Origin of the sequence: Streptomyces sp. NPDC051662, assembly GCF_040681655.1 — a bacterium.
Taxonomy (GTDB): Bacteria; Actinomycetota; Actinomycetes; order Streptomycetales; family Streptomycetaceae; genus Streptomyces.
This window is the reverse complement of sequence record NZ_JBFAZD010000005.1, coordinates 359,331-385,832: the sequence shown is the minus strand read 5'-3', so window position 1 is coordinate 385,832 and position 26,502 is coordinate 359,331. Positions and strand designations below refer to the sequence as shown.

22 protein-coding genes, 1 pseudogene and 1 riboswitch are annotated in these 26,502 nt (G+C 71.1%); of the genes and pseudogenes, 5 read left to right on the top strand and 18 right to left on the bottom strand.

Going from position 1 to position 26,502, the window contains the following annotated elements; genetic code table 11:
- Positions 1–50 precede the first annotated feature (50 nt).
- Positions 51–1,223: an acyl-CoA dehydrogenase family protein gene (locus AB0M67_RS11760; protein ID WP_365745071.1), complete on the bottom strand. Its 1,173-nt coding sequence runs from the start codon at positions 1,221–1,223 to the stop codon at positions 51–53.
- 354 nt (positions 1,224–1,577) lie between these two features.
- Here AB0M67_RS11760 and AB0M67_RS11755 point away from each other — a divergent pair, with 354 nt between their 5' ends.
- Positions 1,578–2,846: a glycoside hydrolase family 18 protein gene (locus AB0M67_RS11755; protein WP_365745069.1), complete on the top strand. Its 1,269-nt coding sequence runs from the start codon at positions 1,578–1,580 to the stop codon at positions 2,844–2,846.
- A 90-nt stretch (positions 2,847–2,936) separates the two neighbouring features.
- On the opposite strand, the gene AB0M67_RS11750 is transcribed toward AB0M67_RS11755, so the two are convergent.
- Positions 2,937–3,620, bottom strand: a complete 684-nt coding sequence (locus AB0M67_RS11750) for a TetR/AcrR family transcriptional regulator (RefSeq protein WP_365745067.1) — start codon at positions 3,618–3,620, stop codon at positions 2,937–2,939.
- A 127-nt stretch (positions 3,621–3,747) separates the two neighbouring features.
- A complete protein-coding gene (locus AB0M67_RS11745; protein ID WP_365745065.1) occupies positions 3,748–5,142 on the bottom strand; it encodes a peptidase C39 family protein in 1,395 nt (464 codons plus the stop codon).
- A gap of 215 nt (positions 5,143–5,357) precedes the next feature.
- Between AB0M67_RS11745 and AB0M67_RS11740 the strand changes: the two genes are divergently transcribed.
- Together AB0M67_RS11740 and AB0M67_RS11735 are read left to right on the top strand one after the other, a co-directional pair.
- Positions 5,358–5,987: a hypothetical protein gene (locus AB0M67_RS11740; RefSeq protein WP_365745063.1), complete on the top strand. Its 630-nt coding sequence runs from the start codon at positions 5,358–5,360 to the stop codon at positions 5,985–5,987.
- A gap of 371 nt (positions 5,988–6,358) precedes the next feature.
- Positions 6,359–8,272, top strand: coding sequence for an AAA family ATPase (locus AB0M67_RS11735; protein ID WP_365745061.1), 1,914 nt, complete (start codon positions 6,359–6,361; stop codon positions 8,270–8,272).
- 57 nt (positions 8,273–8,329) lie between these two features.
- Here the strand turns inward: AB0M67_RS11735 and AB0M67_RS11730 are convergent, their stop codons facing one another.
- From AB0M67_RS11730 to AB0M67_RS11680, 11 genes are all read right to left on the bottom strand, one after another.
- Positions 8,330–9,436, bottom strand: a complete 1,107-nt coding sequence (locus AB0M67_RS11730; RefSeq protein ID WP_365745060.1) for a hemolysin family protein — start codon at positions 9,434–9,436, stop codon at positions 8,330–8,332.
- Positions 9,433–10,809, bottom strand: coding sequence for a hemolysin family protein (locus AB0M67_RS11725; protein WP_365745058.1), 1,377 nt, complete (start codon positions 10,807–10,809; stop codon positions 9,433–9,435). The genes AB0M67_RS11730 and AB0M67_RS11725 overlap by 4 nt, the downstream gene beginning before the upstream one ends.
- A gap of 210 nt (positions 10,810–11,019) precedes the next feature.
- On the bottom strand, positions 11,020–11,502 hold the full coding sequence (locus AB0M67_RS11720; RefSeq protein WP_365745056.1) for a PH domain-containing protein: 483 nt from the start codon (positions 11,500–11,502) through the stop codon (positions 11,020–11,022).
- A 51-nt stretch (positions 11,503–11,553) separates the two neighbouring features.
- A complete protein-coding gene (hisG, locus tag AB0M67_RS11715; protein ID WP_365745054.1) occupies positions 11,554–12,402 on the bottom strand; it encodes an ATP phosphoribosyltransferase in 849 nt (282 codons plus the stop codon).
- A 99-nt stretch (positions 12,403–12,501) separates the two neighbouring features.
- Positions 12,502–12,774 carry a phosphoribosyl-ATP diphosphatase gene (locus tag AB0M67_RS11710; protein ID WP_030355539.1) on the bottom strand — a complete coding sequence of 91 codons (273 nt, stop codon included), beginning with the start codon at positions 12,772–12,774 and terminating at the stop codon, positions 12,502–12,504.
- An 8-nt stretch (positions 12,775–12,782) separates the two neighbouring features.
- Positions 12,783–13,295, bottom strand: a complete 513-nt coding sequence (gene ribH / locus AB0M67_RS11705; RefSeq protein ID WP_365745052.1) for a 6,7-dimethyl-8-ribityllumazine synthase — start codon at positions 13,293–13,295, stop codon at positions 12,783–12,785.
- A 55-nt stretch (positions 13,296–13,350) separates the two neighbouring features.
- A complete protein-coding gene (locus tag AB0M67_RS11700; protein WP_365745050.1) occupies positions 13,351–14,667 on the bottom strand; it encodes a bifunctional 3,4-dihydroxy-2-butanone-4-phosphate synthase/GTP cyclohydrolase II in 1,317 nt (438 codons plus the stop codon).
- Positions 14,664–15,314 (bottom strand): nicotinamide mononucleotide transporter family protein, encoded by a 651-nt coding sequence (locus AB0M67_RS11695; RefSeq protein WP_365745048.1) that lies wholly within the window; start codon positions 15,312–15,314, stop codon positions 14,664–14,666. The genes AB0M67_RS11700 and AB0M67_RS11695 overlap by 4 nt, the downstream gene beginning before the upstream one ends.
- Entirely contained in the window at positions 15,311–15,982 is a 672-nt protein-coding gene (locus tag AB0M67_RS11690) for a riboflavin synthase (RefSeq protein WP_365745046.1), read from the bottom strand. Before AB0M67_RS11690 ends, AB0M67_RS11695 begins: the two co-directional genes overlap by 4 nt.
- Entirely contained in the window at positions 15,983–17,152 is a 1,170-nt protein-coding gene (ribD, locus tag AB0M67_RS11685) for a bifunctional diaminohydroxyphosphoribosylaminopyrimidine deaminase/5-amino-6-(5-phosphoribosylamino)uracil reductase RibD (protein WP_365745185.1), read from the bottom strand.
- Between the two features lie 182 nt (positions 17,153–17,334).
- Positions 17,335–17,465, bottom strand: a riboswitch (FMN riboswitch).
- A gap of 66 nt (positions 17,466–17,531) precedes the next feature.
- A complete protein-coding gene (locus AB0M67_RS11680) occupies positions 17,532–18,755 on the bottom strand; it encodes an ROK family transcriptional regulator (protein ID WP_365745044.1) in 1,224 nt (407 codons plus the stop codon).
- Positions 18,756–18,915: 160 nt separating this feature from the next.
- On the opposite strand from AB0M67_RS11680, the gene AB0M67_RS11675 reads away from it, so the two are divergent.
- On the top strand, positions 18,916–20,142 hold the full coding sequence (locus AB0M67_RS11675) for an MFS transporter (RefSeq protein ID WP_365745042.1): 1,227 nt from the start codon (positions 18,916–18,918) through the stop codon (positions 20,140–20,142).
- A gap of 85 nt (positions 20,143–20,227) precedes the next feature.
- Here the strand turns inward: AB0M67_RS11675 and AB0M67_RS11670 are convergent, their stop codons facing one another.
- Entirely contained in the window at positions 20,228–21,553 is a 1,326-nt protein-coding gene (locus AB0M67_RS11670) for an alginate lyase family protein (RefSeq protein WP_365745040.1), read from the bottom strand.
- Positions 21,554–22,029: 476 nt separating this feature from the next.
- Here AB0M67_RS11670 and AB0M67_RS11665 point away from each other — a divergent pair, with 476 nt between their 5' ends.
- A complete protein-coding gene (locus AB0M67_RS11665; RefSeq protein WP_365745038.1) occupies positions 22,030–22,959 on the top strand; it encodes a TIGR03619 family F420-dependent LLM class oxidoreductase in 930 nt (309 codons plus the stop codon).
- 80 nt (positions 22,960–23,039) lie between these two features.
- On the opposite strand, the gene AB0M67_RS11660 is transcribed toward AB0M67_RS11665, so the two are convergent.
- From AB0M67_RS11660 to AB0M67_RS11650, 3 genes and pseudogenes are all read right to left on the bottom strand, one after another.
- Positions 23,040–24,761, bottom strand: coding sequence for an NAD(P)/FAD-dependent oxidoreductase (locus AB0M67_RS11660; protein ID WP_365745036.1), 1,722 nt, complete (start codon positions 24,759–24,761; stop codon positions 23,040–23,042).
- A 126-nt stretch (positions 24,762–24,887) separates the two neighbouring features.
- Positions 24,888–25,700, bottom strand: a complete 813-nt coding sequence (locus tag AB0M67_RS11655) for a carbon-nitrogen hydrolase family protein (RefSeq protein ID WP_365745034.1) — start codon at positions 25,698–25,700, stop codon at positions 24,888–24,890.
- A gap of 244 nt (positions 25,701–25,944) precedes the next feature.
- Positions 25,945–26,382: pseudogene (locus AB0M67_RS11650) on the bottom strand (Lrp/AsnC family transcriptional regulator); the annotation flags it as partial.
- Between the last annotated feature and the right edge of the window lie 120 nt (positions 26,383–26,502).

Sequence of the window (26,502 nt, the reverse complement as noted above, 5' to 3'; positions counted from 1 at the left end):
CTCGTCGCGCACGCTGACGGGCCGTCGGCGTGCGCGCGGAGGTGTTCCGGTCAGCGGGTTTCCGGGCCCGTCAGATGGCGGGCGATCACCATGCGCTGGATCTGGTTGGTACCTTCGACGATCTGAAGCACCTTCGCCTCGCGCATATAGCGCTCCACCGGGAAGTCGGCGGTGTAGCCGTAGCCGCCGAGCACCTGTACGGCGTCGATGGTCACCTGCATCGCGGCGTCCGTGCAGAACAGCTTGGCCATGGCGGCCTGTTGGGAGAACGGGCGGCCCGCGTCCCGCAGCCGGGCGGCGGCGAGATAGAGCGAGCGGCCGGCCTCGATCCTGGTGGCCATGTCGGCGAGCAGGAAACGCAGCCCCTGGAAGTCCGCGATGGGCCGGCCGAACTGCCGCCGCCCTGTGGCGTATTCGACGGCTTCGTCCAGGGCCGCCTGGGCGAGTCCGATGGCACAGGCGGCGATACCGAGGCGGCCCGAGTCGAGGGCGGAGAGCGCGATCGCGAAGCCCTGGCCCTCGTCGCCGACGCGGCGGTCGTCGGCCACCCGTACGCCGTCGAAGTGGAGTTGGGCGGTGGGCGAGCCCTTCATGCCCATCTTCTTCTCGGGCAGCGCCGCGGTCAGTCCGGGGGCGTCGCCGGGGACGAGGAAGGCGGTGATACCCCGGGGGCCCTCCTGGCCGGTGCGGGCGAGCACGGTGTAGAAGTCCGCGATGCCGCCGTGGGTGATCCACGCCTTGGTGCCGGTGATGACCCAATCGTCGCCGTCCCGCACGGCCTTGGTACGGAGCGAGGCCGCGTCCGAGCCCGAGGCGGGCTCGGAGAGGCAGTAGGCCCCGAGGAGACCGCCGCCGAGCATGGCGGGAAGGTGCTCGGCCCGCTGGGCCTTCGTTCCGTAGCCGGCGAGGGCGTGGCAGGCGAGGGAGTGGACGCTGACGCCGAGGCCGACGGTTAGCCGGGCGGCGGCGAGTTCTTCGAGTACCTGGAGGTAGACCTCGTACGGCTGGTCCCCGCCACCGTGGGCGGAGTCGTAGGGGAGGCCGAGCAGCCCGGACGCGGAGAGGAGGGTGAAGAGTTCGCGCGGGAAGTGGCCGGCGTCCTCCTCCTCGGCCGCGCTGGGGGTGATCTCCCGCTGGATGATGTCGCGTACGAGGGCTACGAGGTCCTGGGACTCCTCGGTGGGCAGCTGACATTCCACCGGTTGCGGGGCGCGGTCGGACATGGCGGCGCTCTCCTCCCTGTCGGGCGCTACGGCGGTCGCGCGCGCAGGGTGTGGCGGCGCCGCCGGCTGGAGTCCGGGGGTGCCCCCGGACGGCAGTGGTGCCCAGCCGATGCTGCCCTTCCGGATCGCGGGAGCGGCTGACCAGCGGCTGTGGCGCGTTGAGTATGCCCGATCGGGCGCCTCTCGTCACCGGCGGGAGGGGGCAACGGGCTTGCCGGGAACTTGGTCCGCACCATTGACCTCAGTGGTCTAGTCCTTCTAACGTCCACCCCAACGCATTTCGCGTTCATGCCAAGTCAACGCCATGGCTTCGCTGTCCCCCCACTCGCTCTTCCTCCCCCACGAGGAGATCCCGTGCTCAGACTCCACCGTTCCCGCGCCCGGTTCCGCGCGCTGATCGCCACCGCGTGTACCGCCGTCCTCGGCGTGACGCTGCTCTCCGGAGCGGGCAGCGCGTCCGCCGGTGAGACCTCCACCACCACGGCCGGCACCACCACGGCCACCACGGCCAACACCGCCGCGGCCGGCAGCAAGGTGATCGGCTACTTCACCAACTGGGGCGTCTACGACCGGAATTACCACGTCAAGAACATCGAGACCTCCGGCTCCGCCGCCAAACTGACCCATATCAACTACGCCTTCGGGAATGTCACCGGCGGAAAGTGCGTGATCGGCGACTCGTACGCCGACTACGAGAAGGCGTACACCGCCGACCAGTCCGTCGACGGCGTCGCCGACACCTGGGACCAGCCGCTGCGCGGCAACTTCAACCAGCTGCGCAAGCTCAAGGCGCTGCACCCCGGCCTCAAGGTGATCTGGTCCTTCGGCGGCTGGTCCTGGTCGGGTGGTTTCACCGAGGCGGCGAAGAACCCGGCCGCGTTCGCGCAGTCCTGCCGCGCGCTGGTCGAGGACCCGCGCTGGGCCGATGTCTTCGACGGTATCGACATCGACTGGGAGTACCCCAACGCCTGCGGTCTGACCTGTGACAGCAGCGGTCGTGACGCGTTCAGGAACCTGGCGTCCGCGCTGCGTACCGAGTTCGGCTCCGACCTGGTGACGGCGGCCATCACCGCCGACGGCTCGGACGGCGGGAAGATCGACGCCGCCGACTACGCCGGCGCCGCGCAGTACCTCGACTGGTACAACCCGATGACCTACGACTTCTTCGGCGCGTTCGCGGCGCAGGGTCCCACCGCCCCGCACTCGCCGCTCACGTCCTACCCGGGTATTCCGACCGAGGGCTTCAACTCCGACGCGGCCATCACCAAGCTCAAGGGGCTCGGTGTCCCGGCCGAGAAGCTGCTGCTGGGCATCGGCTTCTACGGGCGCGGCTGGACCGGCGTCACGCAGAAGGAGCCGGGCGGCACCGCGACGGGCGCGGCGCCGGGCAAGTACGAGGCAGGCATCGAGGACTACAAGATCCTCAAGACCTCCTGCCCGGCCAACGGCACGGTCGGAGGCACCGCGTACGCCTTCTGCGGCAACCAGTGGTGGAGCTACGACACCCCCGCCACCATCGCCGGGAAGATGGCGTACAAGAACCAGCAGGGGCTGGGCGGCACCTTCTTCTGGGAGCTGAGCGGGGACACCACCGACGGTGAACTGATCAAGTCGATCAACTAGGCCCTGTCCGGACCTTGAAGCTGCGCGACCTGATCGCGCGACCGGCCCGTCGGGGGCGGGGAGCCTCAGCGGCCCCCGCCCCCGGCGACTTCAGGTTCCCGGAGGCGCCTGGCTCTCGTCCAGCCCGGTGACCGGGCGCCAGTCGAGATCCGGCGGCGGCGCGGGGCACTCCGGGGAGAATTCCTCGATCGTGTTCAGCGTGTGGCGCAGCATCCGTACCAGCAGATCGCGCGGGATCTCCCTCGGCAGGTCGTGCTGGTACTCCAGCCATTCGAGCGTGAGCCACTCGACGCTGCTGAGCCAGCCGAGCAGCGCGAGCCGGGCGATCGGCGGGATGTCGGAGCGGCCGTACGCGCCCTGGGCGACCGTGGAGACCAGTCCTGTCCGTACGGCGTCACGTATCGCCTGCACCTGGGTGTCGAAGCCGACGCCGCCCGTGATGATGGTGCGGTACGCCGCCTCGTTGTACTGGGCGAAGCGCAGATACGCCTCGACCGTGCGCTGTACCCGCTGGGTGCGCGGGAGTTCGGCGCCGCCCGAGGCGAGCGAGACGAGTTCGGTGACGGAGTCCTCGACGATGGCGAGGTAGTAGCCGCGCTTGCTCTTGAAGTAGTAGTAGATCAGCCCCTTGGCGACCCCGGCGTGCTGGGCGATGTCATCCATGGACAGCGCGTCGTACGAGGTGTCCGCGAACAACTTCCGGCCGGTCGCGATGAGTTCGGAGCGCCGGGCCTGGGAGCGTTCGGAGGTGCCACGCTGTTCGCTGCGATTCACATTCGCGTCCTGGTCTCCGGCTGCCACGGGGTGTCGCACGATCGCCCGCAGTATCGCAGAGCGGTCCCGGGCCGCTTCGGGCGGCCGGAGGAGACCCGTCCCTCCGGCCGCCCGGGAGAACGACGCGTCAGAGCAGGCCCACCGACCGCAGGGCCCGGCGCTGGGCCGCGTCCGGCTTGGCGGGCCAGTAGACGTAGCAGACACCGCCCGTGCCGGAGGCCACCTTGCCCGAGGCGTTGTACCGCTTGGTCCTGAGCCAGATATTTTCCCATTCCACGCGCCGGTAGACCCGGCGTACGGCGGGGTTGTCCGGCGAGGCGGGGTCATTGGCGATCACATCGCCGTCGGCGGTGAAGCCGATCACGGTCATCAGATGGCCCGCGGTGCCGTAACCCGCCCCCGTCAGCTCCTCCTTGAGGAAGGACTGCGAGGTGATCACGGGGATACCGGCGCGGATCAGGTTCTCGACATCGGTGAGCGAGCCCAGCCGGGTCACGGCCGCGCTCATCTCCCGGTAGGTGGTGGCGTAGGCCGCGTTGAAGGGCCAGTTGCCGCAGCCCTTGTACTGGTAGTCGTAGGTGAACCGGGCCGCGTGGCAGACCTGCGGGTCGGCGAAGTCCGGATTCACCCAGGCGAGATCGTCGGCGGTGGGCCGGCGTCCCCAGTACTCGATGATCATCTGCGAGGAGGTGGGGCTGCACCAGGCCTCGCCGCCGTTGTCGTACTCGGGGTACTGCCCGGCATGGGTGTTCTGCGAGTAGCGCGGCACGATCAGCTCGCGGGCGAGTCCCGGGGTGGACGCCGGGACGGTGAACCGGTCGGGGACGTCGGAGGCCATCGCGCCCACCCGGTGCACGAGCGGCGTGAGGTCGGTGCCCGGCCTGCGGTAGAGGGTGAGCCGCAGCCGGTACGAGGAGAGGCGCAGCCCGCTCGCCGCGTCGTCCACCGAGAAGGTGTCGGTCCAGACGCTGCTGCGCCCGTCGCTCTGGCCGTCGACGGAGGTGCGCCGGATGTCGCCCTCGCCGTCGCCGGAGGTCCAGCGGCCCATCACGTACCAGGGTGTCTCGGTACCGTCCGCGTACCGGCCGCGCAGTTCGATCTGGAGCCAGGTACCGGCGGGGGTCCGTGCGTTCCAGGAGGCGATCACCTCGGTGGCGGGGACCTTCGAGCGGTGCGTCGGTGAGGTCCAGGTCCCGTACTCCCAGGTGGTGGTCGTGCCGGTGTGCGGGTCCGGGTAGTCGGTACGGCCCGCCGGGGCGCCGATCACCAGTGCGGGCCGGGCGCCGGAGACCGCGCGGGTGCCCTGCGCGGTACCGGCGCGCCAGTCGGCGTAGGAGGTCCAGAAGGCGTTGTCCACGAGAGGGTTCGCCCCGGTGGGAGCGGTCGAGGGGGGTGAGGCGGGGGCCGGGTCCCGCGTCGGGACCGAAGCGGCGGCGGCCGGGGCTGCGCCCGCCGCCCCGGTGCCCGCGACGGCCGCGAGCGCGGCGGCCAGCACGGTTCTGCGCGATGTGGGGCTGGTCATAAGAACCTCCGGTCGAAGGCGGAGAGAACAGAGAGCGGAGAGAGAGCGCGATGCGATGACGGCTGCTCGACAGTCGTCCACTATCGCGCTTCGCGGTACGCCTCTGCCAGCGATTCGGACCGCGTCGGCTCACCAATATTGGTCTTCACCAGTGACGTGACCTGCGGCGGCGGCCGGTCGGGACGCATGGGGCCCGGCCTCGTAGGGTGGGACGGATGAACGACCTGACCGAACCGGCCGCGGCGCTGCGCGCGCTGCCGCCCTCCTGCGGTCCCGTCCGGCTGGTCGCGGTCGACGGGCACGCGGGCTCCGGCAAGAGCACCTTCGCGACCCGGCTGTCGGCGGAGCTGGCCGGGGCGCCCGTACTGCGGCTCGACGACGTGGCGACCCACGAGCAGCTCTTCGCGTGGGAGGAACGGCTGAGGGAGCAGGTCATCGAGCCGTTCTCGCGCGGCGCGAGCGCGCACTACACGCCGTACGACTGGACGCTGCGGCGGTTCACCGCGCCGCGTACGCTGCCGCCGGCCCCCGTGGTGATCATCGAGGGCGTGGGGGCCGGACGGCGGGCGCTGCGGCCCTGTCTCGCCCGGCTGTTCTGGATGGACCGGGGCGCGGAGGAGTCCTGGGAGCGAGGACGGCGGCGCGACGGACCCGCGCTGTCCGCCTTCTGGGACGAATGGACGACGGCGGAGACACGCCATTTCATGGCGGACCCCTCGCGGCCCTTCGCCGATGCCCTGGTAACCGAGCGACAGATGGGGTACCTGATACGTACGGGGCCCTTGACGACCGCAAGAGCGGACCAGATCATCACGCAGGGTGATCAGCTCCTGCCCCCATACTGAGCAGTCGGAAATCGACCCCGGGAGAGTGTCCAACTCGGCTTGACCGAGGGGCCGGACAGGTCTTACGTTCTTAATGTGCGGCTTTTCGGAGCCGCCGCGGACGCGAAGCCCCCGGTTGTTCCCCCGTGATCGGGGGCTTCGTTCTGCCCTTCGCACCTGCTCGGCACCCCTTTCCCCCCGCCGTAACCGTCTCGCGCTCACCCTGGGTTACCGCTCCTCGCACGCTGCGGTGCCCTTAGTCGCACACCCTCTGCGCAGGTACGATGCCTCTCGGTGCGGTCAATTCCCGTCCGCGACAAGGTGGTTCGGCACGCTGCCGGCGGGCGCCCGCCCGGCGGGACATTCCGGGGGCACGGTTTGTGGGGGACCTGATGGATATCGGCGCGCAGGGCACGCAGGCCCCGGCCGACCTCGCCTGGGTGCGCGGTGTGGACGCCTACACGATGGGGGCCTACCCCCAGGCCGAGGAGGAGTTCAGGGCCGCCGTACGGCTCGATCCCGGGATGGCCGACGGCTGGCTCGGGCTGCACGCGCTGCGCGTCGACACCACCACCGCCCTGCTGCGGATGTACCGCCACCGCGACCGCTTCGGCGAGCAGCGCTCCCGCCACCGCCGCACGCTCAACTCCTGGTACTGGCTCGGCTGGTGGGTGCAGCCGGTGCTGGAGAGCGGGCGCGATCTGCTGCTCGCCCACGCCTCGCACTGGCTGGACGGCCGCCATGTGCCGGAGCTGGACCGGGCCCTCGCGGGTCTGCCGCCGGTGGACGCCGATGCCCAGGTGCGCTTCCTGCACGCCTGCCGCGCCTATCTGGTCAAGGACTGGGACCAGCTGGTGCGCCACACCGAGCCGCTCGTCCATGACCCGCTGCTGGGGATCGAGGCGGGACTCTTCGGCGGGATGGCGCGGGTGCGGCTGGAGATGTACGGACAGGCCGAGCCACTGCTGTCCACCGCGCTGATGCGCTGCCGCAGCGAACAGCCGCAGCGCAAGGAGCTGCGGTACTGGCTGGCCCGCGCCCATGAGGGCACCGGACGCAGCGCCGCCGCGCTGCCGCTCTACCGGGCCGTGCACCGGCTCGATCCGGCGTTCATGGACACCGCGGCCCGGCTCGCCGCGATCACCGACTCCGACGGGTACGAAGGGCCGGACGATCCGGTGGGGATCGCCTCGGTCGCACGGGCGGGTCTGGGCCAGGACACGGCGGACACCGCGGGCGCGGCGGAGTCCGGGGGCGAGTCGGAGGGCTTGCCCGGCTCCGACCTACGGCTCGGCAACGAGGCGCAGCCCCAGCGGGGCGGCGTCGCCCCGCCCCGGGCGCCCGAAGGCGTACGGGAGAAGGCCCCGCCGCCCGCGCCACCGGCCCCACCGCGCTTCCCGGACGGCCCGACCGATCCGGCGCTGCTCGCCGAGGCCCTCGCCGAGCTGGAGCGGATGGTCGGTCTGGAGCCGGTGAAACGGCAGGTCAAGGCGGCGACGGCGCAGCTGCACATGGCGCGGCTGCGGGCCGGGCAGGGGCTGCCGGTCCAGCCGCCGAAACGTCACTTTGTCTTCTCGGGCCCCTCCGGCACCGGCAAGACCACCGTCGCCCGGATTCTCGGGCGGATCTTCTACGCCCTGGGGCTGCTCGGCGGGGACCATCTGGTGGAGGCCCAGCGGGCCGATCTGGTGGGCGAGTTCCTGGGCCAGACCGCCGTCAAGGCGAATGAGCTGATCGACTCGGCGATCGGCGGTGTGCTCTTCGTGGACGAGGCGTACAGCCTCTCCAACTCGGGCTACAGCAAGGGCGACGCGTACGGCGACGAGGCCCTTCAGGTGCTGCTGAAGCGCGCCGAGGACAACCGGGACCATCTCGTGGTCATCCTGGCCGGCTATCCGGAGGGCATGGACCGGCTGCTCGCCACCAATCCGGGCCTCTCCTCGCGCTTCACCAGCCGGGTCGACTTCCCGAGCTACCGGCCACTGGAGCTGACCGCCATCGGCGGCGTACTGGCCGCGGAGAACGGCGATGTCTGGGACGAGGAGGCCGCGGACGAGCTGCGCTCGATCAGCGGGCATGTGGTCGACCAGGGATGGATCGACGAGCTGGGCAACGGACGCTTCGTGCGGACGCTGTACGAGAAGAGCTGCGCGTACCGCGATCTGCGGCTCTCCGGCTACAGCGGCACGCCGACCCGCGACGATCTGGCCACGCTGCGGCTGCCCGATCTGATGCAGGCGTACGGCGAGGTGCTGTCGGGCCGCGGCCCGGCGAACCGCGGCCCCCAGGACATACCGCCCGTTTAGGGGCCCGGTCCGCCTGGCCGCGGCCCGGTCCGCCGTGACGCGGCCCGGGCCGCCCCGTCAGCGCGCCAGGACCTGGTCCGCCTGGTCCGTGCGCTGCTCCCCCACCAGGGCCGCCTTGGGCGCCGTCGCCGTCGAGCGGTGGGACGGGTCGCGTACCTCGCCGACCAGCATTTCCAGTACGTCCTCCAGCGCCACCAGGCCGAGCACCCGGCCGGACGCGTCCGCGACCTGGGCCAGATGCGTGGCCGCGCGGCGCATCACGGTGAGCGCGTCGTCCAGCGGGAGTTCCGCCCGCAGCGTCGCCATCGGCCGCCAGACATGCTGTGGCACGGCGCGTTCGCCGGCTTCCAGATCGAGGACGTCCTTGACATGCAGATAGCCCATGAAGGCACCGCCGCCCTCCGCGCAGACCGGGAAGCGGGAGTAGCCGGTGCGTACCGTCAGCTCCTCGATCTCGCGCGGGGTGACCGCGGGGGTCACCGTCACCAGGGAAGCACGGGTCAGGAGCACATCCGTGACCGGGCGGCTGCCCAGCTCCAGGGCGTCCTCCAGCCGTTCCTGCGCCTCCGGTTCGAGCAGCCCCGCCTGGCCCGAGTCCTCGACGAGCCGGTTCAGCTGCTCGCTGGTGAAGACCGCCTCCACCTCGTCCTTGGGCTCGACGTGGAAGGCCCGCAGCACCAGCCGGGCGCAGGCGCCCAGTCCGGCCGTCACCGGGCGGCACAGCCGGGCGAAGCCGACCAGACCGGGGCTGAACCAGAGCGCGGTCTTCTCCGGAGCCGCCATGGCGAGGTTCTTCGGGACCATCTCACCGATGACCAGATGCAGGAAGACGACCAGCGCGAGGGCTATGACATAGCCCAGTGGATGGATCAGCCCCTCGGGCATATGGGCGGCGTGGAAGACGGGCTCCAGCATATGCGCCACCGTGGGTTCGGCGACCGCGCCGAGCGTCAGGGAGCAGATGGTGATGCCGAACTGCGCGGCGGCCATCATCTGGGGCAGATTCTCCAGACCGTGCAGCACCTGTCTGGCCCGCGCGGAGCCGCGTGCGGCATGCGGTTCGATCTGGCTGCGGCGTACGGAGACGAGGGCGAATTCGGCGCCGACGAAGAATCCGTTGGCCAGGACCAGCAGCAGGGCGAAGACGAGTTGCAGGGCGCTCATCGGGGGCCCTCCGCCATCGCCGGGACGCAGCCGCGCTGATCGGCAGGGGCGCCCGCCGGAGGCTCGCCCGTACGGACCAGCCGGACCCGTTCGGCCCGGTAGCGGTCCACCTGGCGTACGGAGAGCCGCCAGCCCGGCAGCTCCGCCCGGTCGCCCGGGGCCGGGATACGGCCCAGCAGATCGGCGACAAGGCCCGCGAGGGTCTCGTACGGTCCCTCGGGTACGTCGAGTCCGATCCGCCGCAGGGTGAGGACCCGGGCGCTGCCGTCGGCGTCCCAGGCCGGGCGGCCGTCCTCGGGCGGGACGGGGGCCAGTTCGGGCCGTCCGTCGCCCTCGGCGTCGTGCTCGTCGCGTACCTCGCCGACCAGCTCCTCGATGATGTCCTCCAGGGTGACGACCCCGGCCGTACCGCCGTACTCGTCGACCACGATGGCTATCGGCTGCTCGCTGCGCAGCCGCTCAAGGAGCTGCTGCACGGGCAGGGTCTCGGGGACCAGCAGGGCCGGCACGGCGATCCGGCCGACCGCGGTGCGCAGCCGCCGCTCCACCGGCACCGCGAGCGCGTCCTTGAGATGCACCACGCCCACGATCTCGTCGATGCGCTCCCGGTAGACGGGGAAGCGGGACAGACCGGTGGCGCGGGTGAGGTTGAGGACGTCCGCGGCGGTCGCGTCGTACTGGAGGGCGCTCACCTTCACTCGGGGGGTCATCACATGCTGCGCGGTGAGCCGGCCGAGCGAGAGGGTCCGTACGAACAGATCGGCGGTGTCCTGTTCGAGGGCGCCCGCGCGGGCGGAGTGGCGGGCCAGGGAGACCAGTTCGCCGGGGGTACGGGCCGAGGCGAGTTCCTCGGTCGGTTCCACGCCGAGCAGCCGGACGAGCCGGTTGGCGACGGTGTTGAGCAGGGTGATCACCGGCCGGAACACGGTGGCGAACAGATGCTGGGGGCCCGCCACGAACCGCGCGACCTGGAGCGGCCGGGAGACCGCCCAGTTCTTCGGTACGAGTTCGCCGATCACCATCTGTACGGCGGAGGCGAGCAGCATGCCGATCACCACCGCGATCCCGGAGACGGCCCCTTCGGGCAGTCCGGTCGCGGAGAGCGGGGCGTCCAGCAGTTGGGCGAGCGCGGGCTCGGCGAGCATGCCGACGACCAGCGAGGTGATGGTGATGCCCAGCTGGGTGCCGGAGAGCTGGAAGGACAGTTCCCGCAGGGACCTGACGACCGTACGGGCGCGGCGGTCACCCGCGGCGGCGGCGCGTTCGGCGTCGGGACGGTCCACGGTGACGAGGCCGAACTCGGCGGCCACGAAGAATCCGTTGGCGAGGATCAGAAGGAATGCCGCGGTGAGCAGCAGAAGGGGGATGGTCATGCCGCCGCCTCTTCGAAGGGGGCGGCGCAGGTACTACCGGACGATCCGTCCATTGCTGGAGGGAGTCACTCCTCGGGTCGCAGGTGCCCCGCGGGCCTGACACGGCCGTCGAATGCGGAGCGGGGCGCACTCGGCGCCTCCGGCACCAGAGTAATCAAGACAGCGGCCGGGAGGGCAGTGCCGTACGCCCATGGATGGGGCGCCGTACGGTCAGTCCCGGCCCGCCGCGGTGGAGCGGGAGTCGGCGAGCGCGCGCAGGGCGCGGGCGTCACGGATGGCGTGTGCCCTGGCGATTCCCGGCTGGATGGCCAGAACCGGCAGGCTGCTGCCGTCGCTGAGATCGAGGAAGACCCAGGGGTCGCCGGGCCGCAGATTGACACGCAGGATCTCGGCCCACTCCAATCGGCGGCGGCGCGTGATATTGACGACAGTCACTCCTGTGTCGTCGGCCATGACCTTGGGGCGGCTGAGCAGCGCCAGCACCCCGAGGAACAGCAGGGCCGTGAAGATGAAGCTCATCCGCTCCCCCGCGCTCAGCTGATCGAGTGCCAGGCCGATGGCCGTGATGACGGCGAACATGGCCACGCCTACGGTCAGCAGGACGGCCCGGGTGCGGGTCGGCCGGAAGGTGACCGGAAGGGCGGGCGGGCCGGACTGACCGGCCGGACCGGGCTGGGGCGCGGGGGCGGACATACGTTCTCGGACTTCCGGGAGTGGGTGCGGGGGGGGCCGTACGGCGTGGGATCAGAGGCGGCAGGCGTGGATGGCCGTGGTGAGGATGGCGCGGGCGCCCAGCGCGTACAGATCGTCCATGATCCGCTGCGCCTCCCGGGACGGGACCATCGCGCGAACGGCGACCCAGCCCTCGTTGTGCAGCGGGGAGATGGTCGGCGACTCCAGGCCCGGGGTGAGGGCGACGGCGCGCTCCAGGTGTTCGGCGCGGCAGTCGTAGTCCATCATCACGTACGTCCGGGCCACGAGGACGCCCTGGAGCCTGCGCAGGAACTGCTGGACCTTGGGCTCCTCGCCGTCGGCGCCGCTGCGCCGGATGACGACCGCCTCCGACGTCATGATCGGCTCACCGACCACTTCCAGGCCCGCGTTGCGCAGCGAGGTGCCGGTCTCCACCACATCGGCGATGACCTGGGCGACGCCCAGCTCGATGGCGGTCTCGACCGCGCCGTCCAGGTGGACGACGGAGGCGTCGACGCCGCTGTCCGCGAGGTGCTTGGCGACGATGCCCTCGTACGAGGTGGCGACGGTCATCCCGCCGAAGTCCGCGACGCCGCCCGCGGTGCCCGGCTTGGTGGCGTAGCGGAAGGTGGAGCGCGCGAAGCCGAGCGGAAGGATCTCCTCCGCGTTGGCGCCGGAGTCCAGCAGCAGATCGCGGCCGGTGATGCCGATGTCGAGCTTGCCGGAGCTCACATAGATGGCGATGTCGCGCGGACGGAGGTAGAAGAACTCCACCTCGTTGTCCGGGTCGACCAGGACGAGTTCCTTGGACTCCTTGCGCTGCTGGTATCCGGCCTCATGGAGCATCGCCGACGCAGGTCCTGAGAGTGAACCCTTGTTGGGAATGGCGATGCGCAGCATGAGGTCGGATTCCTTTGTGCGAAGGGACGGCTGTATGGAACAGGGTGAAACAGACTGATACAGGACGAAGCGGGACGCCTGTGCTCAGAGATGGGCGTATCAGAGATGGGCGTACACGTCGTCGAGGGAGATTCCGCGCGCGACCATCATCACCTGGACGTGGTAGAGGAGCTGGGAGATCTCCTCGGCGGCGGCTTCCTTGCCCTCGTACTCGGCGGCCATCCATACTTCGGCCGCCTCTTCGACGACCTTCTTGCCGATGGCATGGACACCCTTGCCCACCAGCTCGGCGGTGCGGGAGGTGGCGGGGTCGCCCTCGGCGGCCTTCTGCTGGAGCTCGGTGAAAAGCTCCTCGAACGTCTTCTTGGACATGGTGAGGGTCACTTTACGCGGCCGGAGGTGGCCCCCTGGCGCCAGGGTTCGGCGATCGTGCGCAGGGTGGTCGCGGTGGCGACGGCGGCGGTGACCGCCTCGTGCCCCTTGTCCTCGTGGGAGCCCTCAAGCCCGGCCCGGTCGAGCGCCTGCTCCTCGGTGTCACAGGTCAGCACACCGAAGCCGATCGGAACGCCCGTGTCGACGGAGACCTGGGTGAGGCCCTGCGTCACGCCCTGGCACACATACTCGAAGTGCGGGGTGCCGCCCCTGATGACGACGCCGAGGGCGACGACCGCGTCATAGCCGCGGCCGGCCAGCACCTTGGCGACGACCGGAAGCTCGAAGCTGCCCGGCACCCGGAGCAGGGTCGGCTCGTCGATGCCCAGGTCCCGCAGGGCCCGCAGGGCGCCGTCCACGAGGCCGTCCATGATCTGCTCGTGCCACTGCGCCGCGATCACGGCGACCCGGAGGTCACCGCAGTTCTTCACACTCAGTTCGGGTGCGCCCTTGCCGCTCACGTCTCTCCTCGAAGCTGTTCGCTGCTGGTCTTCTGGGGTGGTTGGGGTGGTGTGGTCACTGGTTGTCGCACGTGGACGCGGTGGCCGCGTCCAGCCAGGGCAGGTCGTGCCCCATCCGGTCGCGCTTGGTGCGCAGATAACGGAGGTTGTGCTCCCCCGCCTGGACGGGCATCGGCTCACGTCCGGTGACCCGCAGCCCGTGCCGGACGAGCGCCGTCGTCTTCTCGGGGTTGTTGGTCATCAGCCGCAGCCCCCGGACCCCGAGGTCGTCGAGGATCAGCGCGCCGGCCGCGTAGTCGCGGGCGTCGGCGGGCAGGCCGAGTTCGAGATTGGCGTCCAGCGTGTCGTGGCCGCGCTCCTGGAGCTCGTACGCGCGCAGCTTGGACAGCAGCCCGATGCCCCGGCCCTCGTGGCCGCGCAGATAGACGACGACTCCGCGGCCCTCCTCGGTGATCCGCTCCATGGACGCCTGGAGCTGGGGGCCGCAGTCACAGCGCAGCGAGCCGAAGATGTCGCCGGTGAGGCATTCGGAGTGGACCCGTACGAGCAGGTCCTCGCCGTCACCGATGTCGCCGTGGACGAGGGCGACATGCTCGACGCCGTCGACCGTGGAGCGGTAGCCGTACGCGGTGAACTCACCGTGGGCGGTGGGGAGGCGTACCTCCGCCTCGCGGCGGACCGTGGGCTCCCGGCGGACCGTGGGCTCCGCGGTACGGCGGTAGGCGATCAGGTCCTCGATGGAGATGATCGTGAGCCCGTGCTTGCGGGCGAACGGGATCAGCTCGGGCAGCCGCAGCATCACCCCGTCCTCGCCCGCGATCTCCACGATCGCGCCGGCCGGACGCAGACCGGCGAGGCGCGCCAGATCGACGGCGGCCTCGGTGTGACCGTTGCGTACGAGCACGCCGCCCGGCTTGGCGCGCAGCGGGAAGACATGGCCCGGCCTGACGAGGTCGCCTGGCTCCGCGTCACCCCCGGCGAGCAGTTGGAGGGTGGTGGCCCGGTCGGCGGCGGAGATCCCGGTGGTGACGCCATGGGCGGCCGACGCGTCGACGGAGACGGTGAAGGCCGTACGCATCGATTCGGTGTTGTGGCCGACCATCTGCGGGAGTTCGAGCCGGTCCAGCTCCGGGCCCTCCATGGGGGCGCAGATCAGTCCGCGGCACTCTCTCATCATGAAGGCGACGATCTCCGGGGTGGCCATCTCGGCCGCGATGACGAGATCGCCCTCGTTCTCGCGGTCCTCGTCGTCGACCACCACGACGGGGCGGCCGGCGGCGATATCGCGTACGGCCTGCTCCACGGGGTCGAGCGAGAGGTCCTCGGCATCGTCGGTGGAGTACCAGGTGGGCTGGGCCGGCAGTGCGGTCATGCTGCTGCTCCTTCCAGAGCCGGGGTGTTCGCGCGGGAACGGAGCCACCAGTCGCGCATCCCCCAGAGGACGAGGGCGAGGTAGATGACGTACACGAGGCCGGAGAAGGCGAGTCCGCTGCTGAAGGCGAGCGGTACGCCCACGATGTCCACGAGCAGCCAGGCGAACCAGAACTCGACCAGACCACGGGCCTGGGCGACCATCGCGGCGAGCGTGCCGACGAAGATGTAGGCGTCGGGCCAGGGGTTCCAGGACAGTTCGGGGACGGCGACGAAGAGACCGCCGACGGCCAGGGTGCCCAGCGCCGTACCGCCCAGCAGCACCCAGCGCTCGCGCCAGGAGGCGAACCGTATGGCGATCGAGCCGTCCTGCGCCTGCCGCCTGCCGCGCTGCCACTGGCGCCAGCCCCACAACGCCACGCCGATGACCAGCAGTTGCTTGCCGACACCGCCGCTGAGATGGGCGGAGGCGTACGCACCGACCAGGATGACGCCGGACAGGACCTGGGCGGGCCAGGTCCAGATCGAGCGCCGCCAGCCGAGCGTGAGGGCGGCCAGACCAATGGTGTTGCCGATCATGTCGGACCACAGGATGTGCTGACCGAAGGCCGCGAAGGCCTCACCGTTCAGCCAGGACAGGGTGTTCACCGATCCGACTCCTCGGGCTGCTCGGTCTGCTCGGTGTGCTGGGTCCGCTCGGGCCGCTGGGCCTTGTCGGCCGTTCCGCCTCCGGCGCCGAGCAGCCGCTCGACGTATTTCGCGAGGACGTCGACTTCGAGGTTGACGGGGTCGCCGGGGCCCTTGATGCCGAGCGTGGTCAGGGCGAGGGTGGTGGGGATGAGGCTGATCGTGAAGTAGTCGGGCCCCGCGTCGACGACCGTGAGGCTGACCCCGTCGACGGTGATCGAGCCCTTCTCGACGACATACCGGGACAGAGCCGGCGGGAGCGAGATCCTGACCAGCTCCCAGTGCTCCGACGGGGTGCGTTCGACGACGGTGCCGGTGCCGTCCACATGGCCCTGGACGATATGTCCGCCGAGCCGGCCGCCGACGGCCACGGGCCGCTCCAGATTGACCCGGGAGCCGGTCGCCAGGGCGCCGAGGCTGGAGCGGTTCAGTGTCTCGGCCATCACATCGGCGGTGAACTCTCCGTCCTCGAAGTCCACGACCGTGAGACAGACACCGTTGACGGCGATCGAGTCGCCGTGCTTGGCGTTCTCGGTGACGGCCGGTCCGCGGAGGCGGAAGCGGGAGGAGTCACCGAGGTTCTCGATGGCGGTGACCTCACCCAGCTCTTCGACGATTCCGGTGAACACTCAACGCTCCTTCGTGGTGGGGACATTCATGGGGACACTCGTGGGGATATGCGTGGGGACATTGGGGACATTCATGGCGGGTGCGGATGCGGGTGCCGGTCCGGGGCCGGGCTCGGGGACGGCGGTGATCCGCAGATCGGGGCCGATCCGTACGGTCTCCGTCATCCGGAGTCGCAACGCCTCGCCGATGGTGGTGATTCCGGCGTCCCCGAGGGCCGTACGTCCGGCGCCGAGCAGGACGGGGGCGAGATAGCCGACGACCTTGTCGACGGCTCCCGCGGCCACGAAGGAACCGGCCAGGGCCGGGCCGCCTTCGAGGAGCACGGAACGGACGCCGCGCTCGTGCAGCGCGGCCAGCAGGGCGGGGATGTCCAGACCCCGGCCGGCCCGGGGCAGCCGTACGACCTCGGGCAGCTCCCCCGCGTCGGCGTCCTCGGCGATCGCGATCAGGGTGGGAGCCGCGCCGTCGAGCACCCGGGCGCCCGGCTTCACGGCGGTGGCCTCGGTGTCGACGACGACCCTCAGCGGCTGGACGGCGCCCTCGACGCCGCGTACGGCGAGATGCGGATCGTCGGCGCGCGCGGTGCCCGAGCCGACCACGACCGCGTCGGACTCGGCGCGCAGCCGGTGGACATCGGCGCGTGCCTCGGCGGAGGTGATCCAGCGGCTGGTGGAGTCGGCGGCGGCGATCCGGCCGTCGAGCGTGGCCGCGTACTTCCATACGACGTAGGGGCGGCCGCGGCGTACGGAGGTGAGCCAGGCGGCGTTGCCCGCTTCGGCCTCCTCGCCGAGGAGCCCGCCGCTGACGGTGAGTCCGGCCGCGCGCAGGGTGTCGGCGCCGCCCGCTGCCTGGGCGTTCGGATCGGCGACGGCGTAACTGACCCCGGCGACACCGGCGTCGATCAGCGCCTGGGCGCAGGGTCCGGTACGGCCGGTGTGGGCGCAGGGTTCGAGAGTGACGTACGCGGTGCCGCCGCGGGCCCGTTCACCGGCCGCGCGCAGGGCGTGGATCTCGGCGTGCGGGCCGCCCGCGCGCCGGTGGAACCCCTCGCCGGCGAGCTGTCCCGACGCGTCGAGGATCACGCATCCGACGACCGGATTGGGGCTGGTGGAACCGAGTCCACGAGCGGCGAGCGCGATGGCGCGACGCATGGCGTCGGCGTCGCCCATGACGTCGGTGACGCCCACGACGTCGGATTCCGTGGCCACCGGGTCCTCCTGCCTCTTCGGGCACGGACTCCGGGGCCTGTCGATGACGACAGAGAAACGGGAACGCACGGGGGAACGCCGAGGACGGGAATCCGGCTCGTCCGAGGACGAACCGCCGACGGCGGCGTACCTGTGAGAACCCGCCGCGCACTGCCTCCCATCCGGACTTTCACCGTCGGTCCAGGAATCTCACCTGGTCAACCGGCCGCTGGCTGCGGACGGGTCGCGGACTATAACCGCCGGTTCGGAATTACACCGACCCCGGAGTGCGCTGCTACTGGTACCCCACCAGTCTGCCACGGCCGCTCGTGGGGCAACCGGGGGAGGGTTGTGGGCTGACTCACAGGACCCGCGCCCGGGGCTCGTCGTGCGGGGCGAACAGCTCGTCCTGCGCCGCCTCCCGCGCCGTCAGCAGGGCACCGCGCAGGACGGCCGCCCCACCGAGCGCCCCGGCCCTGACCTCCGTACGCAGCGGGGACATCGTGGCGAGCCGGTCCTCGACCCGGGCCGCCAGCACCTCGCCGCCCGCGTGGCCCGCCTCGCCGGCCAGCACGATCCGGCCGGGGTCGAGTACGGCGCTGACCGCCGCGGCACCGAGGGCGAGCCGCTCGGCGAGGTCGTCGAGAAACGCACCCGCGGACCGGACCTCGCCCACCGAGGCTCCCCCGACGGCTCTCACCGCGGCGCGTACCAGCGCGGCGGAGGGCGGTTCCTGTGGCGCGGGGACGGCCGAGACGCCGTAGCGCTCGGCGAGTTCGGCGACGCCGGCCGAGCCCGCCAGGGTGTGGAAACCGCCGTCACAGGCGACCGCCGAGGGCAGTCGCGACGTACCGGGCACGGGCAGGAAACCGATCTCGCCCGCTCCCCCCGAGGCACCCCTGCGGAGCTTGCCGTCGAGCACGACAGCCGCTCCCACCCCGTGGCCGAGCCAGAGCAGCACGAAGGTGTCCTGGCCACGGGCCGCGCCGAGGCGCTGTTCCGCGAGCGCGGCGAGATTCGTCTCGTTCTCAACGAGGACCCTGGCGGGCAGCCGTGCCTGGAGCACGGCGACAAGCCTGCGGTGCCAGGCGGGCAGTCCGCTGGAGTCACGGAGTTCACCGGAGACCGGGTCGACCAGACCCGGGGCGCCGATGCCCACGCTGTGCAGGGGTACGGTGCCCGCCTTCCCCGCCGTACGTTCCAGCAGCACCACGGCCCGTTCGACGGCGGCTTCCGTGGCGGTGTCGCTGCCGATGGGCAGTACCGCCTCGGCGAGGGTCTCGCCGAGCAGATCCGCGACCACCACGGAGACGCTGTCGGTCCGTACGTCGAGGGCCGCGAGATGGGCACGGTCCGCGACGATCCCGTACAGCCGCGCGTTCGGGCCACGACGCCGGTCGCCCGTCTCGCCGACCACCCTGACCAGCCCGGAGTCCTGGAGCCGCTCCACCAGATCGGCGACGGTGGGCCGGGAGAGCCCGGTCAGCGTCTTCAACTGTCCCGCCGTCAACGGGCCTTCCCGCTGAAGCAGTCGCAGGGCGAGCCGGTCGTTGATGGCTCTGGCGGTGCTCGGGGACGCGGCCATACCGGAATCCTTCCAGATCGCCGGAGCGGCCCACGCACGCCCAGCTTATTAAGGCCTATTTATCAGGCAGGGTTCCTGATAATTTACTCCGGCACCGACGAAGGTGCGTCACCGGGTGGTCGGGGTACGGGCACCTCTCAGGGGAGGGACAGGACGCTTGATGTCGGCTGAAGTGGTCTACGACAAACAGAGGTTGCGGCGGGCCAGGTTCGCCGTCGCCGCTGTCTTCTGCGTACACGGAGCCGTCACCGGCAGCTTCGCCACCCGTATCCCCTGGATCCAGGATCACGCCGGGATCAGCGCGGGACAGCTGGGGCTCGCGCTCGCCTTCCCCGCGATCGGCGCGTCCGTCGCGATGCCGCTGGCGAGCGGGATCAGCCACCGCTTCGGCTCGCGCAACGCGCTGCGCGTCCTGCTCGCCCTGTGGACACTCGCGCTGACCCTGCCGTCGCTGGCACCGAATCTCGTCACCCTGTGCGCGGCCCTGTTCGTGTACGGCGCCGCCTCGGGCCTCTCCGACGTGGTGATGAACGCCCTCGGGGTGGAGGTCGAGAACCGGCTCGACAAGTCGATCATGTCGAGTCTGCACGGCATGTGGAGCACGGGTGCGCTGATCGGCTCCGCCGCCGGAACCCTCGCGGCCCATCTGGGCAGCGACGCCCGGCTGCATCATCTGCTCGCCGCCACCGTGCTCACGGTGCTCGGCCTGGTGGCCTGCCAGGGCGTACTCGACCTGCGCAGCGCACCCGAGGAGGACCCGCCGCCGCGGTTCGCGCTGCCGCCGAAGTCCGCGCTGCTGATCGGCGCGATCGGGTTCTGCGCGGTCTTCGCGGAGGGCGCGAGCCTCGACTGGTCGGCGGTCTACCTCCGGGACGTACTGGACACCTCACCGGGTGTCGCGGCAGCGTCGACCACGGCCTTCGCGCTCACCATGGCGGTGGCGCGGCTCGTGGGCGACCGGGTGATCGACCGCTTCGGCGCGGTACGGACCGTACGGACGGGCGGCGCGCTGGCCGTGGTGGGCGGCCTCCTGGTGGTCACCGCGCCGCAACCGGTGGTCGCCATGGGCGGGTTCGCGTTCCTCGGGCTCGGCGTGGCCGTGGTCGTCCCGCTCGCCTTCGCGGCGGCGGGCCGCGCGGGGCCCAATCCGAGCCAGGCCATCGCGGGTGTCGCCACCATCACCTACACCTCGGGGCTGATCGCCCCCTCGGCGATCGGCGCGGTCGCGGACGCGACATCGCTCGTGGTCTCCTTCGGCCTGGTGACGCTGCTCGCCTGCGGCCTGATGGTGGGGGCGGGGGTGCTCCGCACGGGCGACCGCCGCACCGTGGCGACCGCCGCCGACCCCACCACCAAAACCGCGGCCACCCCGACACCCGACGCCTAGGGCGGGTCTTCGAAGTAGCGCCGTCCGCCCGGAGGGCCGGCTGCCACCTCTCCGGAGGCGGACCGAGCCCCATAAAGACAGGGGCTCAGCCCGCGATCGAGTCCAGTTGTTCCGCCGCGGGCCGCAGCGCCCAGAGGTCACCCCCCGGCGGCGTCTCCAGGCGCGGGACCGCGGCGCGCGCGGCGCGGTCCCCCGCGTCGGCCGCCGCGTGGACGATGTCGCTCGCCGCGAAGCGCTTGAACTCCAGCTCGGGGTGCGGCCAGGGGGCCGCGCCGGTCGCGGCCGGGAGCAGATAGTCGATGGCCTTGAACAGACTCTGCCCCTGCGGTCCCTCATAGGCCCAGAGGTTCACGCCGACCTGTTCACCGATCGCGGCCAGACGCGTGTAGGCGACCAGATCGAAGGTCGAGTAGTGCCAACTGCGCGTACGCGTCAGTTCCTGGGGCTGGCTGCCGTCGGCCGCGATCTGGGGGTCGATGCGCTTGGAACGGGCGTCGAGGACGATCTTCCGCGCGAGGTTCCGGTCACCGGTGGCGAGCGCGAGACCGGCGACCTGCATGTCCATGAACGTGCCGTGGTTGTTCTTGGCCGCCGACTCCTCCTTGCCGAAGGGCGAGTTGACCAGCCAGTCCAGGAACTCGGTGTTCCAGGCGCGCATCCCCGCGCGGTCGCCGCGGGTCCAGCCCGGGGCCCCGTTGTCGAGGATCGCGAGGGCGTCGAGGACACTGGTGTACTGCTGGGAGAAGTCGATAATGCCGATGGCGCGGCCGTCGTACTTGCAGGGGATGAACTGCCCGTGGTTGAGGTTCGGGTTCATCCGGGTGGCGGGGTCGACGAACCAGGTGCGCAGAATCCGCGCCGCGTGCTCCGCGTACTGCCTCTTGCCCGTGTAGTACCAGGCCAGGCTGAGCGTGGTGGTGGAGTTGAAGACCTTGCCGATGTCGGGGCGGTCGGTGCCGGTGTCGACCTCGGGGTTCCGCTCGCCGTCGCGCTGGACGTACGGACAGCCCCAGGGGTTGGCGTCGGTCTTCGGCTGTGACGGCCACCAGTACGGGGCCTGGCTGAGGTAGTCGTGCGGGTCACCGCTGGGGGCGGGCTTCGGCTTGTCGGTGACGGTCCAGGGCCCCTTGTCGAGCCAGGAATCGGCTTGCGCGGTAAGGGACGTGACCGTCGCGCGGAGGGCGGGGTCGCCGCGGTCGAGGGCGATACGGGCCCGCCGCATCCGGTTGCCGTCGATCACCACGGTCCGCGGGGCCACGGGACCCGCGTGGTGGCGGCCGGAGGACCGGTCCGCGACGGACGGCACGGCGGAGGGGGACGCCGCGGAGGACGCGGCAGGGACGAGTACGGCGGCGACGGTGGCCAGGACGGCGATCAGAACGGCCGGACGCCATCTGGTGGTTCCGCTCACTGGGCGCTCCTATCATGTACGTGAACGTTATTCATGAACGAGGCCGTGCGAGCGTAGAGGCGGCCGGTATCGCTGACAATGGAGTGCGCACGATTCACGGATGGGAACGACTGCTGGCAGAAAACCGCCAGTTACGCCCGCGCTCCACACCGATCCGATCCGGCCAACGTGCCCCGCGACGAGACCACCGCCGATCCGGCCTCCCGCTCCCCCGTTCCCGGGATGCCCGGCCCGGACCGCGCCCCCGAGGCGGCCTGGTCGTCGGCCGGAGTACCGTGGGCACTACGGGACATCCCGTCACCGGCCGAGGAGTTCAGCGAGCGGATGGACGAGACCGCCGGTCTGGCGGCGCGCCGCATGCCGACTCCCTGGCGGCCGGATCCATACCGTACGGAGCTCCAAAGGTTGAGCGCTCAACAAGGCGGTGCTCTACGGTGGTTCTCCCACCGTCACCGTCCGTACGAAGGAGTACGCATATGCCGGTCGCCCTCGGTCTCGGCCTTCCGCAGACGAAGCAGTACGACATCGGCCGCGATGTGGCCACCGTGGCGCGGGCCGCGGAGGAGGCCGGATACGAGAGTCTCTGGGTCTTCGAACGCGTGCTCTTCCCCGAGCCCGCCACCCAGGGACTGTACGGCGTACCGGGGCTGCCCTGGCCCGACTACTACCAGGGCGTCGCCGACCCGCTGATCACCCTCGCGCTGGCCGCGGCCGCGACCGAGCGGGCCCAGCTCGGCACGAGCGTCCTGGTCGCGCCCCTGCACGTACCGTTCCAGCTGGCCCGTTCGCTCGCCTCGCTCGATGTCGCGAGCGGCGGGCGGGTGATCGCCGGACTCGGCACAGGCTGGTCGCTCGACGAGTACGCCGCCGCGTCCGTCGCCCCGTTCGAGAAGCGCGGCGCGGTCCTGGACGAGGTCCTCGACGTCTGCGCGGCCGTCTGGGGCCCGGACCCGGTCTCGTACGAGGGTGAGCTGACCACCATCGCACCGTCCGTGGTCGGCCCCAAGCCGGTCCGCCCCATCCCGGTCTATCTGCCCGCGAGCAGCCCGCGCGCCACCCGGCGTCTGGTGGACCGTGCGGACGGCTGGGTGCCCGTGGCCATGGGCGCGGCGCAGCTGACCGAGCAGTGGCGGCAGGTACGGGAGCTGGCCGACGAACGCGGCCGGGAGCGTCCGCTCGACGCCTGCGCCCGCGCCAACGCGAGCTACAGCGCCAAGCCGTTCGAAGGGGAGGGCCGGCGGCCCTTCCAGGGCAGTGTGGCGCAGATCGTCGAAGACCTGGCGGCGCACGCCGAGTCGGGGGTACCGGCGATCATGCTGGACCTCCAGACCACGACGCGTGACGCGGCGGAGCTGGCCGACGTGGCCGCCGAGGTGTACGCGGAGGCACGCGCGGCGGGCATCTGACGGAGCCCGCGACAAGGCCCGTTCCCTCTCCGGGAGCGGGCACCGTCCCTCCCTGAGCGGGCCCCGTCGCCCCGTCACCGTCAGTCCTCGGGCAGCTCGACCGGCGCCAGCTCGTCGTACAGATCTCCGGGCCCCGGGTTCGTGGCGTCGGTAGCACCCCCGAAGTGGCTCATCACCCCCCACACCGCGTTGAGCGCGGTCTGTACGGCGCCCTCCGCCCACCCCGCGGTCCACGAGATGTCATCGCCCGCCAGGAAGATCCCCCGCTTGTCGGCGGGCAGCCGGTCCTGCATGAAGTGGGTGAACAGCCGGCGCTGATAGCGGTAGTGCCCCGGCAGATTGGCCTTGAACGCGCCCATGAAGTACGGCTCGTTCTCCCAGGAGACGGTCACGGGGCTGCCGATCAGATGCTTGCGGATGTCCACCTTGGGATAGATCTCGCGCAGCGAGTTCAGCATGACCTCCATCCGCTCCTCGGCGGAGAGCGGCAGCCACTTGAGACTGTCGTCGCACCACGTGTACGAGAGACAGATGACGGCGGGCCGGTCGGGGCCGTTGTCCAGCAGATAGGTGCCCCGCGTCATCCGGTCGGTGAGCGTCATGGACATCGTGTCGCGCCCGGTCGGCACACCCCGGTCGTCCACGGCCGGATCCAGCCAGAACGGCCGGTCCACCGGCACGAACAGCTTGGACGACTCCATGTAGTGGGTGCGCTCCATCGCCGTCCAGTGGTCGATCGGGAAGAGCGAGTCGTCGCAGGCGATCTTGGAGAGCAGCAGCCACGACTGCGCGGTGAAGATCGCGGCGCGGTAGGTACGGATCCGGCCGGAGGCGTCCGTGACGGTGATCCGGTTGCCCGAGGTGCGGTGCAGCCGGGTCACGGCCGGCAGCGGCGTCCCCTCGTGCAGGGACGACAGCGACGTACCGGCCGGCCAGTGCGTGATCTTCCGGGGCTCGTCCTCCCACAGCCGCAGCGGGAGTTGCTGACTGCCGCCGACGATGGAGCGGTGGTGATCGTCGGCCTCCGTGTAGACGACCCGCAGGATCTCCAGAATGGAGTTGGGGAAGTCGGTGTCCCAGCCGCCGGTGCCGAAGCCGACCTGGCCGAAGATCTCCCGGTGGCGGAAGGACTTGAAGGCCGGGGAGTCGCAGAGGAACCCGTAGAAAGTCTGATTGTCGAGCTTCTCGACCAGCCGCGCCCAGATCTCCCGGATCCGCGGCACATCGCGCTCGCGCAGGGCGCGGTTCATGTCGGAGAAGTCCGCGCCCTCCTCCAGACAGGTGGTCCAGGCGTCCATCACCTCGCGGTAGACCGGTGGCAGATCGTCCACGGTCTTCGCGTAGTGGGACTCGCCCTTGAGATCGACGACGGTCGACGGGGTGCCGGGGGCCAGTGGGTTGGGGAACGCCCTGGTCTCCAGACCCACCAGATCGATGTAGTGCCGCAGCGCGGTGGAGGAGGGCGGGAAGCGCATCGCGCCCATCTCGGCGGTCAGTTCCGGATCGCAGCCCTCGAAGCCGACCGTACGCAGCCGCCCGCCGATCCGGTCGGCCTCGTACACGACGGGCTTCAGGCCCATCTTCATCAGCTCGTACGCGGCGGCGATGCCGGAGAGCCCGCCGCCGATGACGGCGACCTCGGCACCGTGCTCGGTCGCGGGTATCTGGCCGAGCCCGGCGGGGTGCGCGAGGTAGTCGTCGTACGCGTAGGGGAAGTCGGGTCCGAACATGGTGATCGGCGGCTGGGCGTCGGCGGGCTGCGCGTCGGCGGGCTGGACGGCGGTGGGCACCGTGGACGTCATGGGGTACGGACTCCTTGCGGGTACGGCACGTACGGCGGGTACGGGGGCGGGCGCGGTCGGGTCGGCGCGGGTGGGCGCCGGTCGGGTCAGGTCGGCGCGGCGGTGGACAGCTCAGGAGTGCTCGGCTCAGCGCGGGTCGGCTCGGACCAGCGAGGTGTACAGCCCGGGTTCGCGGTCCCGCAGATACGGATTGGCCGCGCGGGAGGCGCGCAGCAGCTCGCCGTCGACCTCTCCGAGCACCAGCTCCTCGCCCCGCCCCGCACGCGCCCTGGCGGCCCCGTCGGGGCCCGCGAGACAGCTCAGCCCGACGAACTCGAACTCACCCTCATGGCCCGTCCTGTTCACATACGCCACATAGAGCTGGTTCTCGAAGGCCCGGACCGGCACGACGGACTCGGCGACGAACTGGAACGGATGCATCTGAGCGGTGGGCACCAGCAGCAGATCGGTACCGGCCAGGGCGTGCGACCGTACGTTCTCGGGGAACTCGACGTCGTAACAGATCATGATCCCGATCCGCAGCCCGGCCAGCTCGGCCTGGACGACTTGCCGCTCCCCCGGGGTGAACCACTCGCGCTCGAAGCCGCCGAAGAGATGGGTCTTGCGGTAGTTGGCGAGCCGTGTGCCGTCGGGCCCGATCAGCTGCGCGGCGTTGAAGATCCGCTCGCCATCGCGCTCGGGGTAGCCGTACAGCACCGCGAGTCCATGGCGTACGGCGATCTCGGCCACGGCCGCGGCCCCAGGACCATCCACGGGCTCGGCCACTTGGGGCACCCGGTCGCCGATGGCGTACCCGGTCAGGAACATCTCGGGACAGACCAGCAGCCCGGCGCCCGCGTCGGCGGCACGGGCGGCGGCCTCGTCGAGCACCTTGAGATTCCCGGCGACCGAACCGGGTCGGCCGGAGCTCTGGAGCAGGGCGATACGCAGCGGCGGCATGGCTGACCTCGGGCGGTGCGAAGGGGGCGGGGGCGACGGCACCGACGCTACGGTCCGGCCACCACCCCCGACAAGACGCGACCGTTGCGCGCCGACCACCGATCCATTGCGTGCTCGGCGGCTCCCTCGGCGATTCGTTGCGCGGGGACGTCTTCGCTGGTCAGAAGGGGGGCGCCGAGCCGGTCGGACTGTTCGTGGACGGCATCGCCGCGCGGTGGGCGGCGCCGCCGGTCCCCTCAAGACCCGAGTAGCGCCGCAGCAGGGGGGACAGTACGGGCACGGACTTCGTACGCTCCACATAGGGCTCGCCCGCGATGCGTTCGAGTACCTGCTCGAAGTGGCGCATGTCGGCGGCGAAGACCTGGACGATCGCGTCCGCCTCTCCGGTGACGGTGGAGGCGGACACCACCTCGGGCAGCCGTTCCAGACCTCGCTGGATGGCTTCGGGCGAGGTCTTGCGCCGGCAGTAGATCTCGATGAACCCCTCGGTCTCCCAGCCGAGCGCCGCCGGGTCGACCCGTACGGTGAAGCCGGTGATCGCGCCCTCGGCGCGCAGCCGGTCGACGCGCCGCTTCACCGCGGGCGCGGACAAGCCGACGAGTGAGCCGATATCGGCGTAGGAGCGGCGGGCGTCCGCGGCGAGGGCGTGGACGATGCGTTCGTCGAGATCGTTGAGTCGCACGGCTGGTGGTTCACTTCTCTGCGGTGGCCGGAGGTGCGGCGGGGGCCGTCACCGAAGTAGAACACGGGGGCGCGGGACCCGGTGACGTGTGTCCTTCGGGCCGGGCTCACAATGAGGCCG